Source organism: Paenibacillus sp. J22R56, from assembly GCF_056269375.1.
In genome coordinates this window covers 101,965-115,637 of record NZ_JBWDNV010000011.1, presented here as the reverse complement: position 1 = coordinate 115,637, position 13,673 = coordinate 101,965, and the positions used below count along the sequence as shown (strand labels likewise).

Below are 13,673 nucleotides of genomic sequence, written 5' to 3'. Positions count from 1 at the left end.
AACGATGACTTTTCAATTATCACGTGATACAATCTACAAAATCCGTGGAAACAAAAGGAGAGAAAGAATGAAGAGGTTGACTTCAGATGCCGTCCTATTTCGCAGCAGAGGCAACAGCGAATCAGGGAAAGTATCCTTTATTGAATTATTTTTTGATTTAATTTTTGTTTTTGCTGTTACCCAGTTATCCCATTCTTTTCTGAAAAATTTTACGTGGGAAGGCGCCTTTCAGTTAGGAATTCTCACCATGGCCGTCTGGTGGGTCTGGATTTTCACCGCTTGGGTGATGAACTGGCTTAATCCAGAAACCTCTCGTGTACGATTTATGCTGATAGGACTTATGCTCGTTGGACTTATTATGTCGGCCTCATTGCCGGAAGCTTTTGAGAAGTCAGGCATTTATTTTGCCTGTGCCTACACGTTGTTCCAGGTTGGAAGAACCGCTTATACCGTCTGGGTTCTTCAAAAGGGCTCAACAGAGCTCCGCATCAACTTTATCCGCATTCTTAGCTGGCTGACTTTATCCGGAATCTTCTGGATTGCTGGAGGAATTGCAGATGAGGAAACCCGGCTGACGCTATGGTGCATTGCGTTATTCATTGAGTATCTCTCCCCTTCCCTGGGCTTCTGGGTTCCCAAGCTCGGCAAAACCCCTACAACCGTGTGGGATGTCGAAGGTTCCCATATGGCGGAGCGATGCGGACTGTTCATTATTATTGCTTTAGGTGAGTCCATTCTGGTTACAGGGGCGACCTTCGCCGAACATGAATGGGATATCCTTGCCCTTAGTTCATTTGCCACAGCTTTCCTTAGTACCGTTACCATGTGGTGGATCTACTTTAATATGACGGCCAAAACAGGACATCACTTTATTGCTCATTCCAATGATCCCGGCCGAGTTGCCCGTTCTGCATATACGTATACGCATCTGCTCTTGGTTGGAGGTATTATCTTATCTGCTGTTGCCGATGAACTCGTGCTCGCGCATCCAAGCGGTCATTTGGAGATGAAGACCGCTGTCGTTATATTGGCAGGCCCTGCCCTGTATTTACTCGGTAATATGCTGTTTATGCGAATTGCCGCAGGTGTCATCTCTGCTCCTTATACAGCCGGAATCATTATGCTGGTTGTTCTATTCCCTTTTTACAGTATCCTGTCTCCCCTGCTCTTATCGTTCTTTGCAACGGTTACGCTTATTGCGGTTTCGATCTGGGGATCCGTCTTCACCGAACGGCTTTGTCAGGCCACACCGCTTCAGGGGCATCATACAACCGAATCGCATTAAGTACAAAACGTGGCTGTCTCAAAAGAGTGCTCGCTCGCCATAAAATCGGATCACATGTTGCAGGGTAGCTTAAGGTCCCTGAGGACTCTTAACCAACTCCAAAAAAAAGGAGCTATCCCATCGTCATTTTAATGACTAATGGGATAGCTCCTTTTTCACTTTACATAGAGAGTTAACCTTTTACCGAGCCTGCAGCAATACCTTCTACAATGCGGTCGCTGAGGAACAGGAACGTAATGAGGATTGGCAGAATACTGATCATCAGTGTCGCACCAATTGCGCCCCAGTCGGTTGTGTATTGACCGATAAAGTTCTGAACACCAACGGTCAATGTTTTGAACTTATCCGAGCTGATAAACGTGTTTACGAAAATAAATTCATTCCAGTTGTAGATCATGTTGATGATTCCCGTAGTAGCGAGCACCGAGCTTGTCATCGGGAAAATAATCCGGAAGAAGACGGTATGAATGCTTGCCCCGTCAATAACGGCCGCTTCTTCTACTTCCTTCGGCAGCGCGTAGTAGAAGCCAAGAAGGATCATAATCGTGATTGGCATATTAAATGCCACATATGACAGGATCAAAGACAACGGGTTGTCGATCAAGTGTACTTTGTTAAACATGCTGAACAGTGGAATAAGCGTCGAATGAACGGGGATCATCATCGCTACCATGAAGAGACCAAGAACAAGCGAGCTGAGCTTCCATTTCATACGAGTAATTGCGAAGGTAACCAAGCTGCCAAAGACAATCGTCAGTACGGTAGCCGCAACAGTAATCCATACACTGTTCAAGAAGTAAGTATCAATATTGCCAGCACTCCACACTTTACTGTAGTTCTCCCAATGTGGAGGTGATGGCAAGGCAAATGGCGAGAGATTAAAAACTTCCTGGTTATTCTTAAGTGAGAAGAACATTAACCAGACGAGCGGATAAACCTGGAACACTGCAACGGCGATGAGAACAATGTACAGTACAGCATAGCCGACCTTCATTCCTATTCTCGAACCGGATTTCGCTTCGCCGCCCAGTTTCATAGTTGTAGATGACATGAAGCGTAACCTCCTGAAAAGAATTATTACACAAACAGCCTATAAGGGCTGTTCGTGATGATTCTTACTTCGTAAGCATATGAATCTTTGCTTCGCAAGCAAAAGCCTACCGAATGAAATCCCTAAGAATATTGAATCGTATCCTTACTTGCCGTTGCCTTACGGATGATATAAGTCGCAATGAGACAGATCAAGAGCAGGAAGAATCCAATTGCACTGCCATAACCGAAGTCATAAGCTTTGAATGCTTTATGGTACATATATGATGCCATTACTTCACTAGAGCCATTAGGACCACCGTCGGTCATTACATAGATCAAGTCGAAATACTTCAAGGAACCAACCACAGCAAGGACAATCGTTACTTTAACAACTTCCATCACGAGCGGGAATTTGATTCTCCAAGCAATTTGGAAGGAGTTCGCTCCATCGATCTTAGCTGCTTCTTCAAGTGAAGACGGGATGTTCTTCAGTGCTGCGTAATAAATCAGAATATAGAAGCCCGCGTATTGCCACAGAATCGGAATAAACAATGCGAACAGAACAAGATCCGTTTCTGCAAGCCAAGCGGGAGGATTTGCAACGCCAAGGGATTCCAGCAAGCTATTCATAATACCGTTAGTAGGATGATAGATTTTGAGCCAAAGCTGTGCAATTGCTACTGAGGACAGCAGCATCGGAATTAAGTAAATTTTACGGAACAGGTTTGCTCCTTTAATTTTAGCCGCTAATACCATTGCTACAATAAGATAAACGATAAGACTGACCATTGAAAAAACAGCTAGCAAAAGCGAATGTCCTGCACTTTTCCAGAAATCTTCGTCTTTAATCAGTGTTGCGTAGTTATCCAAGCCAACCCACTTCATTGCTCCAATTCCGTTCCACTCATTTAGCCCGTAATAGCCCGTCAAAACGATAGGAATATACACGATAGCAAGAATCAGCAGCAAAGAAGGCAGGATATACAGTGCAATAACTTTCTTGTTCGATAGTACTTTATCCAAATTGGCCGACTCCTTTCTGCAAAAGGGGAGAGCACCTATCCGATCAGTTCCACCTGGCCGGATAGGCCTCCTCTATTCTAGATGTCTGACTTAGTTGCCTTTCGCAATCGCAGCGTCTTGCTCAGCTGCGAATTTGTCTGGCTTAACCGCTTTGCCAAAGAGCGATTGGATCATGTTCAGATGAGTTTCAGCCGCATTAGCCGGCAATTGAACGTCTGCGAACAAGGTGATGCTGCTTGCTTTGTTCAGTTCGTTGAACAGGTCGATGTACAGTTGCGGCAGCTCAAGCGTTGATGTATCGATCTTCGTAGCTGGGATAACACCTGCGCCAGTTACGGATTTCTCGCCCCACTTCGTTACGAAGTATTGAACGAAAGCTTTTGCTTCATCTTTCACTTTCGAGTTTTCCGATACGAAGAGGCCTACACCAGGTCCGCCAACCCAGCTGTCCGCGTTGCCTTTGCCGCCCTCAACCGTCGGGAATTTGAAGAACCCAACGTTGTCGCGGAACGCTTGCGGAATATCTTCATTCGTTGTGAAGTTAGGCAGGTCCCAAGTACCCATCAGGTACATAGCCGCATTGCCGTTCGTGAATTCGGATTTTGCTTCTTCATTGGACAGACCGTTAAAGCCTTTCACGAATGCGTTAGCATCAACAAGTGACTGCACTTCAGTTGCTGCTTGCTGGAGGCCTGGATCTGTGAATTTTGCTTTGCCTGTAATCGCATTAGCTACTGTTTCTTGACCAGCGATGCGGTCAGCCAGGTACATATACCACAGGGAACCTGTCCAGCGGTCTTTGTTACCAAGAGCGATTGGAGCAACGCCGTTATCCGAAAGTGTTTTTACAACCGTTTTGAATTGGTCGTAGGTTGTAGGGATTTCAAGGTTATATTTTTTGAAAATTTCTTTGTTGTAGTAGATTGGAGCAATATTGAACTCAAGTGGAAGCGCATACGTTTTACCTTCAATTGCATAAGCTTCTGTTGTACCTGCTACGAATTTGCCATTCAGTTCACCGCTCAAGAGATCGTCAACTGGTGTGAACAAATTACCGTCAACATAAGGCTTCAGGAAGCCTGCTGCCCAAGTTACACCTACATCAGGAAGTTGATTGGAAGCAGAGAGGACTTTCAATTTGTTCTTGTATTGCTCGTTATCCAGAACCTCTTGCTTGACTGTAACGTTTGGATGTTCTTTTTGATAATCGTCGATGATTTGATTCACAATTTTATTCTGACCTGCGGATACGCCTTCCGGCCACAGATGCATGAAGTTAATCGTCACTTTCTTATCGGAACCGCTTTCAGAAGAGCCCCCGTTAGACGCTGTGTTGCCGCCATTCGAGCTGCTGTTGTTGTTATTGCCGCATGCCGCAGTTACAACTGCCAGGCTTAGAATAAGTGCCATTGTCATCCACTTTGTTTGTTTGAACACGTTTACAACCCCTTTTGACTGATGTGTTTGTGTTGCTAAATAAATTGTAACAGCGCTTTCACAGCAGCATAAGGTCATATGAATTGGGAAAAGTACTACTTTTATTGGATTGTCTCTTCTGTATGAGAAACGCCCTTCCGGTATTGCCCGGGACTAACTCCTTCATGTGAACGGAATACTTTCACGAAATATTTAGCTGTTTGGTACCCGACCTTCTCGGCAATTTCATTTATAGAAAGACGTGTATTCATCAGCAATTCCTTGGCTCTTTGCATTCTTCGTCTTGTTAAATAATCACTGAATGTAAGCCCGGACTGATCTTTGAAAAGCACACTGAAATAACTCGCATTCATATGCAAGTAGTCCGCAATATCCTTCATCGTGATCGACTCACCTAGATGTTCATCCAGATATTGAATCGCTTCTTTCACCTGCGTACCGTATTGGGTTTCCTGCTCCGTTGTCTCCAGCAGCTTCGTATCAACGATCCGCTCCATTCGTTCAACCCGATTCATTTCTTCTTCACGGCGGAAAGCAAGCTCCACTGCCTCAACAAGCTTGGTTTTATCTAAAGGCTTAAGTAAATATTCGATAACGCCAAACTGCAGCGCTTTGTGCGCGTAATCAAACTGTGGATGGCCGGAAATCACGATAATAACGGGAGAATGAGGCCTTTCCCTCAGCTTCTCCACTAGCTCCAGCCCGTTAATCTCCGGCATCCGGATATCGGTAATGACCAGATTAGCTTCGTTCTCATCCAACCACTTTAATGCCTCAACTGCGCTGGTCGACGTCGTTATACGGTAACGTCCTGCAGACCAGGACTCCAGCACTTTGCGTACACCTTCTCTTGTTCTTGGTTCATCATCCACGATTAGTATTGTCTTCATTTCAACTCGCCCCCATGCTCAATCGGTATTTCAAAGGACATCTTTGTGCCCACTCCTTGCTCGCTCTGTATCTGCAGTCCTTCTGCCTCTTCCCCGTAGTAAAGCCTTAACCTGCGATCCACATTCGATATCCCAACTCCAGTGCCTTTGGCATCATGTACATGCCCAAGCTTCATTGCGGCATACAGCGACTGCACCTTATCAAAGCTCATTCCCGGACCATTATCGAAGACAGATACGCGAATATAGCCTGTGCGGTCCGAAGGCTCCACGGTGATTACAACTGCTCCTTGTCCAAGCTGCTGCTCTACTCCATGTGAGATTGCGTTCTCCACAAGCGGCTGAATAAGCAGCTTCGGAATAGGAACACGACGGCAGCTATCCTCTGCTTCAATCCGCCAAGTGAGGCGATCAATCAGGCGCATCTCCATAATTTTGAGATAACGCTCGGCATGCTCCAGCTCATCCGCCACCGTTACCCATTCGTCATCGTCAGCAGGGTTAATGACATAACGGAATAAGCCTGACATCGCAACAACGACCTGCGAAAGCTCTTCTTCCTCTTTGTCTTCAAGCGCCCAATAGAGAGCCTCAAGAGTATTGAATAGGAAATGAGGGTTAATCTGTGCCTGCAGTGCCTTCAGCTCTGTCCGGCTCTGTATAATCTCCTTCTGATAAACGACCTCAATCAATTCATTTAACGAGGCGACCATTTGATTGTACGTATTATTAAGTTCATTAATCTCCAGGGTCGAAGAGGTAACAGGAATCGGCTTCAGTGAGCCATATTTTGCCCCACGCATCGCTTTAATCAGATTAAGGATTGGACTCGTAATCATCGTCGACAGGATAAACGTTAAGATCAGGAACAACAATCCCCCAACCATAACTGAGATCTCAATAGCTGTTCGAAGGACCGAGATTCCCTCTGTCGCATAATCAACCGGCGTCAGAATAAGCACCTTCCAGCCTGCCGCCGCATCAAGCTGCTTTTGCACCGGAATAAACGCTTTGCCGTTCATCGTAATTTTCTTGCGGTCCGTTTGCTGAAGGACATCCTGCGGAATATCATCCGAGAAATTAGCAGCAATAATCTGGCCAGAGCCATCGATCAGCCCCATCTCTTCTTTGCTGGACGTTTCATTATCAATCAGCTCAAAATATTTTTTATCAATACGAACCAATAAATACCCTGCATTCGAAAAAGACTGGTCAATCAATCGAACGCGGCGGATCGCTGTAATCTGATTTGGATTTTTTGGATCAATCCCGAACCACACCAGTTGCCCCGCGGCATGATCTACCTGGCGGATCCATTCATTTGGCACCCGGTTGAACAAGCTGATATCTGTCAGCGGAAACAGCACCCGAAAGCCGTTCGTATACAGCTCAATGGACTGCACCCCACTTACATAAGCCTGCTGCTTCCGGATTTCATGCTGCAGGACCTGCCGCTCCTCGAATGTGAGCTGCGTACCGCCAACTTCCTTGGCCATCAGAGTTTGAATGGAAGCATTGGTGGCCACCTGCATTGTAAACGTATCCATTTGATGCAGCAGAACGTCCATCTTCCCTGTAGCCTGCACCGCTGTCTGCTGAATATGTTTTTCGGCATTATTACGCAGCAGCTCCGAGACTTGTCCATACGTGAAAAAGCCTACAGACACAAGTACCAGCAGCATAACCAGCATAAAGCCTAAGAAAATCTGATTCCGTAATGTGTTTATCCGATTGAACTGGAACAACTCGAGCCCTCCCGCCCTACTATCTGTAGCCACTACTATACACAAAATCACTAAAAAAAAGAAAGCCCTCATATATGGGGCTTGATACATTTGCCTGCGGCGGCAAGCTGCTTCTCAGTATGTTCAATCAAGCTTTAATTGCGGACATTTGCGCTGAAGCTCCGCTATGAAAGCATCTTGATGAAGTGGTGAAATATAGAGCATATCGTAAGCTTTATAATGGATTTCCAGCCTATGAATTGACGTAGCCATGCTGGAGATAATGGAGCGTACAGCTTTTACTTTCCGGATACTGGAGAGCGGGATGGATGTTCGAATTGGTCCCATCCGAACGAGCAGATCAGTCTCTCCAATTACATAGGAGACATCTACCCATAGCCATAGTATAAGCAACGCACTGGACAAGCATAAGGCAACAATAAAGATCGTTACAAAAGTTCCGGCTCCACCTATAACAAAAGGGGATATTGCTGCCAAGAACAATAAGACAATACAGCTCCATATGATCAAAGAAAGCCACCAATCTCTTTTTGGAGCAAATGCCATCCTCTACACTTCCCTGCTTAACAGCCTTACAAGATTTTCCTTCACCTGCATCCATTCTTCCGAAATGACGCTAAAGATCACATAATCGAGTCCGTTATATTTCTTGCGGAGTATTCCTTCGCGTTGTGCACCAAGCTCTCCATCTCCTGCTCCGTATGCACTTTAACGGGAAGATACTCCCACAGTTCATCCGTGCGGGAACATTCATACAAAGCCTTGGCATGCTGCGGCTCCAGCGGCAGCAGCTTGACCCGATGGCCTTCCAGTTCAGTAAAACCCATCGATCACACACCCTCTGTATTATCCATATTTTTCTATATTACCTATCATATCGTCTTATCCGTAATGTCGTAAAGGACAAACAAAAAAACGAAAGCATCACAAGATGCCTTCGTTTTCATTTTTACTAGCTATCGGACCTAATCCGTTCTAAAGCGGAAGCCGTCCTTGGCCAACCCACATAAAAAGCTAAGTGTGTAACGGCCTCAATAAGCTCTTCCTTGGTTAGACCATTCTCTTGTGCTAGCCGAAGATGGTAAGGAAGCTGCTCGATATATCCCCTGCCACAAGTGCTGCTACCGTAATCAAGCTCCGCTCCCTAAGCGGCAGCTCTTCTCTGCGCCATAAATCTCCGAACAGGATTTCATCGGAATATCGGGCAAACGCGGGCGCGAAATCGCCATACTTCTCTTTTACACTAGTCGTATCAATCTTCGGATGCATGGGGCTGCACCTCCCTTACGATTTCGAGCATCTGAGCGATTCCGTTGCCAAAAGTCCAGTCCTCAAACTCCGTACCAACCAGCATGACAAAGACGTCCTCCGCACGAATGCCGATCTTACTCAAACGCTGCGCAAGCTCCGAATAGAAGCTTTTCTTCTGCTTCACGTTTCGTCCAGACTTGAGTGTAATTTGGATATATAGCAGCCGATCCGTTCTTTCGACATTCAAGTAATTTGGGCTGTAGAAAAACTCATCTGGTTTATGAGCATGGAACAGCTGGAAATAATCATCCTCCGGCACGCGAAAATGCTCCATCAGCGCAGCATGAATCTCACAGCTGATGAGCGACAGTTCCCCTCCTTCATACTGATCCTCTCTATAACTGACCCGAATAAAAGGCATAGGCATCACTCCTTGGTTGAGATGCTTTTATTGTATCTCGGTCATCTAAATCTATATAATTGAATTAATTAAACAACTCATTCAGTTATATAGATGGAGATGAATCCATGGATTTAAAGGAACTAACCGCCTTTCAAACGATCTTAAAAGAAGGCAGCTTCGCCAAAGCAGCTGCTAAGCTGAATTATGCTCAGTCTACGATTACGAACCAAATTCAGCGGCTGGAGAAGGAGCTTGGCTTTCAGCTTTTCAATCGGGGGTGGGAAGCGGAGCTGACACCTGCCGGCCGAATCTATGCCGCTGAGGTTGATCGACTGATTCAACACTGGCATTATGTCGCCGACCAGGCAAAAGCAGTACTACAGGAAGAAATCGGCACCATTCATGTCGGTATGCTGGAGACTCACGCCAGGCAGATCATGCCGGAAGCTTTGCAGCTGTTTCGTGAAACAAAGCCCGGTGTGACCTGTAACTTTGTTATCGGAAATACCGATCAGCTGTCAACGGAGCTTCGCCATCAGCAGATCGATTTTGCCATTTGTGGTGAGCCAAGTGACATGTCTGAATTACGCTTTGAACCTTTGTATGAGGAGAAGATTGTATTCATAGCTGCTGAGAACCATCCCATTCACGACCACAAACCTCCCGTAAAATTCGAGGACTTACTTCAGTACCCCATGTTCGTTGGTGGCCCGACTTGCCTTTATTACATGAGCTTAACGAAGCAATTTGCGAGACATGAAAAAGTGCCGCAGCTGTATTCTGTCAGCCAAATATCTGCTATTCCCGGCTTCGTAGGACAGGTCCCTTCCGTTGGCGCCGTGCTCGCCACCACTCCGCTGCCGAAGGATGTGATCCCCATCCCTGTCGACTGGGATCCGCCATCTATTCCTGTTGGTCTTCTTCAAAGACGGGACACACTTTATCCATCTATAGCTTGTGAGCAATTAAAGAAGCAGATAAAAGAAGTCATTGCCACTCATTGCTAATTCCATTTATGATAGATTAATTAATCCTTGTGAGGTGTAATCGCCATGTCTATTGAATACCGTATTGAGGCTCCAGTCACAGCAGTTCAAGTTGCAGAAGTATTCCGCAGCTCCGGCATCAAACGCCCTGTAGATGATCTTGCCCGCATTCAAAAGATGATCGACAACGCCGATCTCATCGTATCGGCATGGGATGGTGACCAATTGGTCGGCATCGCAAGAGCGGTTACCGACTTCGCTTATTGCTGCTATCTGTCCGATCTAGCGGTCAGCCAAACCCATCAACGACTTGGAATTGGCAAAGAGCTCGTTAATCGGGTTCGTGAGCATATTGGTGAAGAAGTTGCGCTTTTGCTTCTATCCGCGCCTTCTGCCATGGATTATTACCCTCAGATCGGCTTTGCCAAAGCGGATAATGCTTTTCTCATCAAACGTGTCCGATAATGAATGGACATAAAAATGAGCTTCAACGAGGACTCGTTGAAGCTCATTTTTGTTTACTTAACCTTGGCCCTATAAGGCCGTGTTCTTCATAATGTACCAATAATCTGTCTCATCAGGATATGCATGTTTCTCAATGGCTTCGTAATTCAGCTTGCTATAGAAGGCAATATTGTCAGGAATGGATAAGCGTACACCAAGTCTCGATTCCCTAAGCCCTTTATCTTTTGCATACGATTCAATAAATCTCACAAGCCGCTTGCCAATTCCTTGCCCCCGATAAGAGGGAAGGACGGAAACTCTGCCGATATAAACATGCTGATCATGAAGTACGAATTGCCCGGACCCTGCTATTGTGCCGTTCACAAGTGCCAGAACCGCTCCGCCACGTTCTGTAATCTTTTTTGTTATATCCTCAACCGTCTCCGAAAGTGCACCAGCTGGAGGAGTCAATTTCCCTCTATATTCCTCGAAGGCCATCAACATGACCTCATGCACAGCTGGTATTTCTTCTAAACCTGCCAGCCGGATAACTACCTCCATATGGCCCTCCACCAATCATTTTTCTTTTTATTCTAACACTGTAAAAGACGCAGCGTCACGCTCATCTCTACACTTTAGTCCAGCCAGCCATTCTTCTCAGCGATTCCAATCGCATCGATCCGATTCTTGGCGTCCAGCTTCTGAATTGCTTCTGACAAGTAATTGCGGATCGTACCGGCTGAGAGGAATAGCGTTGATGCAATCTCACTAGCTGACTTGCCTTCCCGTGCTAGTCGAAGCACTTCCCGCTCCCGCTCGGTGAGTGGATTCTCCGCTTCCCAGAAGGATAAAGCAAGCTCCGGACTAACTGCCCTTTTCCCGGCATAGACATTCCGAAGTGACGCAGACAGTTCGTCAATTGGAGAATCCTTGAGCAGGAACCCTTTTACCCCTGCCTTCATCGCCCGTTGAAAATAACCTGAACGCGAGAACGTCGTTAATATAACAACAAGGCAAGGGTGTTTATCTACACGAAGACGCTCTGCTACGTCGAGTCCAGTCAGCTTGGGCATCTCTATATCCATCACGCATATGTCGGGCTTCAAGCTTCGGATCATCTCAAGCGCTTGTTCTCCATCCTCCGCTTGTCCCACGACCTCAATATCTTCTTCCATATCAAGTAAGGCACTAAGTGCACCGCGCAGCATGCCTTGGTCTTCAGCTAGAAGTACTCTCATGTTATGTGATATCTCCTTTCTTCGATGACGAGCGCACTCTAGGTACTGTTATCGTCAGGCAAGTTCCGCTTCCTTTGGCCGAGTGGAAATCCAGCTTTCCGTCCATTAAGTTCAACCGTTCCTGCATACCTCTAAGTCCAGTATGAGCAGGACCCTTGTCAACCTGATCACAGCCGATCCCGTTATCCCGGATTGCAAGACGATACTGATCAGGTGTCATCGCCCAATCAATGATACACTGGCGGGCTGCGCTATGCTTCACCACATTTGTTACCGCTTCACGTAAGCACATGCCAAGCATATTGTCGACTAGCGGACTTAATGATGCGGAAGCGGGATAACCTTCTACTTTAATTGTGATATAAGCCGCAGCCAGGATTCTCTTGGCATTGGACAGTTCGTCCTGGAGCGTTACAGCGTTCATGCCTGACACCAGCTCACGAACTTGCTTTAATGCTGCCCTGGATGTAAGCTGGACATCTCGAATTTCCTGCTTAGCCCGCTCCGGATGTTGAACAATAAGCTTCTCGGCTAATTCACTCTTCAGAGTAATCATCGTCAGCGTATGACCAAGCGTATCATGCAGCTCACGGGAAATCCGCTGCCGCTCCTCCTGCTTCGATAAACGGGATATCTCATCATTAGCAAGCTGAAGCTGAGTACGAAGAAGCTTGGAACGACGCCCAATAAACATAACAAACGGGACCAGCAGCACTGCAACCATAGCAGGCAATAATTCAAGCAATGCTTCCAAATGATCCATATTCTCGTAATGCCATACCTCGAACCCAAACAATAGCAGCTCACCGGACAAAGCAATGCCAATCTGCCGTAGGTTGGGCAGCATGCCAATAAGAGAAGCTGTAAAAAAGCCCATATATATAAAATTCTCATTGTACCGCCAGCTGAAATAAGCAATAACGAGCAAATGAATAATAACTGCCCAGATGCGCCAGTTTTTGCTCAGATGACCTGCAACGTAACTAACGATGAATAAGACAATAACAGGATATCCTATCCATTGCTCCTCAGCTGGACGATCGGCCAAAGCTGTAATAGGAAATAAAATATAGACAAGCCATAGCAGCATAAAGAAAATTGGCGGCCCCCCGTCAGGGGGCCGCTTTGTTATAAATCGACGTAAAGTGTTTAATATATTTTGCATTACACCGCTTCCTGTTTTTTCATGATATAAGAAGAAATCGCAAGGAATACAACTACGTAAGCAACCAGTATCCCAACACCGCCCCAATCGATCGACACGCCGGCAACCGCATCCCAAGCCCCTTGGCCAAGTCGATAGGTTGGTGTAAGATGGGCAATTGTCTTCATGGTGTTAGACATCGTATCCGTTGGGAACCACAGACCGCCTAGAATGGAAAGTCCCATATAGCATATCATGGAAAGCACCTGTACAAAATCTGCATTCTTGATCGAGCCGATCAGTGTGCCGAGACCCATAAAGGAGAAGCCGCCGATAAAAATAAACAAGCCGCATGTGATCCACGTCGATACACTTAAGTCCACACCTTTGAACAGGCCGCCTACAAGGAACATCACGATAATAATGGCAAGGTTAATAACGGCCTGCGACAATACTTTGGACAAAACATAAGACCATGATGGCAAAGGTGTGATTTTCAGCAAAGATAACCACCCTTGACTACGCTCTCTCGACAACCGCTGAGCATAGGATGTAAGGCTCGCCCCTACAACGCCATATACCGTCATTGACATTAAATAATAGGATTTCCAATCAACATTGCCAACTTGCGTATCCCCTCCTACTGTATTGGTGAATATAAAGTAAAACACAACCGGCATAATAAACGAGAAAATAACGAATCGGCGGTTACGCACCGTACGGAGCAGCTCCGCTTTACATTGGGCAAGCGTTGCTTTCATACTTGTAGATTGACTCATTAGAAAATATCCCCCT

15 protein-coding genes and 1 pseudogene are annotated in these 13,673 nt (G+C 46.1%); 3 read left to right on the top strand and 13 right to left on the bottom strand.

The features are described 5' to 3' along the window. The first annotated feature begins 67 nt into the window (after positions 1–67). Positions 68–1,285, top strand: coding sequence for a low temperature requirement protein A (locus AC0YNT_RS25145; RefSeq protein WP_475807066.1), 1,218 nt, complete (start codon positions 68–70; stop codon positions 1,283–1,285). A gap of 172 nt (positions 1,286–1,457) precedes the next feature. Here AC0YNT_RS25145 and AC0YNT_RS25140 read toward each other — a convergent pair whose 3' ends face one another. The 9 genes and pseudogenes from AC0YNT_RS25140 to AC0YNT_RS25100 all read right to left on the bottom strand — a co-directional run bounded on the left by AC0YNT_RS25140 (position 1,458) and on the right by AC0YNT_RS25100 (position 9,084). Beyond that, entirely contained in the window at positions 1,458–2,336 is an 879-nt protein-coding gene (locus tag AC0YNT_RS25140) for a carbohydrate ABC transporter permease (protein ID WP_167278711.1), read from the bottom strand. A gap of 122 nt (positions 2,337–2,458) precedes the next feature. Beyond that, positions 2,459–3,340 carry a carbohydrate ABC transporter permease gene (locus AC0YNT_RS25135; RefSeq protein ID WP_475807065.1) on the bottom strand — a complete coding sequence of 294 codons (882 nt, stop codon included), beginning with the start codon at positions 3,338–3,340 and terminating at the stop codon, positions 2,459–2,461. Between the two features lie 90 nt (positions 3,341–3,430). Then, on the bottom strand, positions 3,431–4,756 hold the full coding sequence (locus AC0YNT_RS25130) for an extracellular solute-binding protein (RefSeq protein WP_475807237.1): 1,326 nt from the start codon (positions 4,754–4,756) through the stop codon (positions 3,431–3,433). A 122-nt stretch (positions 4,757–4,878) separates the two neighbouring features. Continuing rightward, positions 4,879–5,667, bottom strand: coding sequence for a response regulator transcription factor (locus tag AC0YNT_RS25125; RefSeq protein ID WP_475807064.1), 789 nt, complete (start codon positions 5,665–5,667; stop codon positions 4,879–4,881). After that, positions 5,664–7,412 (bottom strand): sensor histidine kinase, encoded by a 1,749-nt coding sequence (locus tag AC0YNT_RS25120; RefSeq protein WP_475807063.1) that lies wholly within the window; start codon positions 7,410–7,412, stop codon positions 5,664–5,666. The genes AC0YNT_RS25125 and AC0YNT_RS25120 overlap by 4 nt, the downstream gene beginning before the upstream one ends. 123 nt (positions 7,413–7,535) lie before the next feature. Further along, a complete protein-coding gene (locus AC0YNT_RS25115; RefSeq protein ID WP_475807062.1) occupies positions 7,536–7,958 on the bottom strand; it encodes a PH domain-containing protein in 423 nt (140 codons plus the stop codon). 77 nt (positions 7,959–8,035) lie between these two features. Continuing rightward, positions 8,036–8,239: a GNAT family N-acetyltransferase gene (locus AC0YNT_RS25110; RefSeq protein ID WP_475807061.1), complete on the bottom strand. Its 204-nt coding sequence runs from the start codon at positions 8,237–8,239 to the stop codon at positions 8,036–8,038. A gap of 125 nt (positions 8,240–8,364) precedes the next feature. Then, positions 8,365–8,681, bottom strand: a pseudogene (locus AC0YNT_RS25105) (carboxymuconolactone decarboxylase family protein). Next, positions 8,665–9,084, bottom strand: coding sequence for a tautomerase family protein (locus AC0YNT_RS25100; protein ID WP_475807060.1), 420 nt, complete (start codon positions 9,082–9,084; stop codon positions 8,665–8,667). Before AC0YNT_RS25100 ends, AC0YNT_RS25105 begins: the two are co-directional and overlap by 17 nt. A 107-nt stretch (positions 9,085–9,191) precedes the next feature. Here AC0YNT_RS25100 and AC0YNT_RS25095 point away from each other — a divergent pair, with 107 nt between their 5' ends. Both AC0YNT_RS25095 and AC0YNT_RS25090 read left to right on the top strand, forming a co-directional pair. Next, positions 9,192–10,073: a LysR family transcriptional regulator gene (locus AC0YNT_RS25095; RefSeq protein WP_475807059.1), complete on the top strand. Its 882-nt coding sequence runs from the start codon at positions 9,192–9,194 to the stop codon at positions 10,071–10,073. Positions 10,074–10,118: 45 nt separating this feature from the next. Then, on the top strand, positions 10,119–10,517 hold the full coding sequence (locus AC0YNT_RS25090; RefSeq protein WP_475807058.1) for a GNAT family N-acetyltransferase: 399 nt from the start codon (positions 10,119–10,121) through the stop codon (positions 10,515–10,517). Positions 10,518–10,586: 69 nt separating this feature from the next. Here the strand turns inward: AC0YNT_RS25090 and AC0YNT_RS25085 are convergent, their stop codons facing one another. The 4 genes from AC0YNT_RS25085 to AC0YNT_RS25070 form a co-directional block, all read right to left on the bottom strand. Beyond that, the gene (locus tag AC0YNT_RS25085) at positions 10,587–11,057 is read right to left on the bottom strand and encodes a GNAT family N-acetyltransferase (protein ID WP_475807057.1); all 471 of its coding nucleotides are present in this window, start codon (positions 11,055–11,057) and stop codon (positions 10,587–10,589) included. A 74-nt stretch (positions 11,058–11,131) separates the two neighbouring features. Then, on the bottom strand, positions 11,132–11,734 hold the full coding sequence (locus AC0YNT_RS25080; RefSeq protein WP_475807056.1) for a response regulator transcription factor: 603 nt from the start codon (positions 11,732–11,734) through the stop codon (positions 11,132–11,134). Position 11,735: 1 nt separating this feature from the next. Then, complete coding sequence (locus AC0YNT_RS25075) at positions 11,736–12,899, bottom strand: sensor histidine kinase (protein ID WP_475807055.1); 1,164 nt, start codon at positions 12,897–12,899, stop codon at positions 11,736–11,738. Next, complete coding sequence (locus AC0YNT_RS25070) at positions 12,899–13,657, bottom strand: ABC transporter permease (RefSeq protein WP_475807054.1); 759 nt, start codon at positions 13,655–13,657, stop codon at positions 12,899–12,901. The genes AC0YNT_RS25075 and AC0YNT_RS25070 overlap by 1 nt, the downstream gene beginning before the upstream one ends. Positions 13,658–13,673: the final 16 nt, after the last annotated feature.

Bases quoted from the DNA above. Each gene is read 5' to 3' on its own strand.
- AC0YNT_RS25130 (WP_475807237.1), bottom strand. From the start codon at position 4,756: ATGACAATGGCACTTATTCTAAGCCTGGCAGTTGTAACTGCGGCATGC.
- AC0YNT_RS25080 (WP_475807056.1), bottom strand. From the start codon at position 11,734: ATGAGAGTACTTCTAGCTGAAGACCAAGGCATGCTGCGCGGTGCACTT.
- AC0YNT_RS25090 (WP_475807058.1), top strand. From the start codon at position 10,119: ATGTCTATTGAATACCGTATTGAGGCTCCAGTCACAGCAGTTCAAGTT.
- AC0YNT_RS25115 (WP_475807062.1), bottom strand. From the start codon at position 7,958: ATGGCATTTGCTCCAAAAAGAGATTGGTGGCTTTCTTTGATCATATGG.
- AC0YNT_RS25100 (WP_475807060.1), bottom strand. From the start codon at position 9,084: ATGCCTTTTATTCGGGTCAGTTATAGAGAGGATCAGTATGAAGGAGGG.
- AC0YNT_RS25140 (WP_167278711.1), bottom strand. From the start codon at position 2,336: ATGTCATCTACAACTATGAAACTGGGCGGCGAAGCGAAATCCGGTTCG.
- AC0YNT_RS25070 (WP_475807054.1), bottom strand. From the start codon at position 13,657: ATGAGTCAATCTACAAGTATGAAAGCAACGCTTGCCCAATGTAAAGCG.
- AC0YNT_RS25145 (WP_475807066.1), top strand. From the start codon at position 68: ATGAAGAGGTTGACTTCAGATGCCGTCCTATTTCGCAGCAGAGGCAAC.
- AC0YNT_RS25095 (WP_475807059.1), top strand. From the start codon at position 9,192: ATGGATTTAAAGGAACTAACCGCCTTTCAAACGATCTTAAAAGAAGGC.
- AC0YNT_RS25085 (WP_475807057.1), bottom strand. From the start codon at position 11,057: ATGGAGGTAGTTATCCGGCTGGCAGGTTTAGAAGAAATACCAGCTGTG.
- AC0YNT_RS25075 (WP_475807055.1), bottom strand. From the start codon at position 12,899: ATGCAAAATATATTAAACACTTTACGTCGATTTATAACAAAGCGGCCC.
- AC0YNT_RS25125 (WP_475807064.1), bottom strand. From the start codon at position 5,667: ATGAAGACAATACTAATCGTGGATGATGAACCAAGAACAAGAGAAGGT.
- AC0YNT_RS25110 (WP_475807061.1), bottom strand. From the start codon at position 8,239: ATGGGTTTTACTGAACTGGAAGGCCATCGGGTCAAGCTGCTGCCGCTG.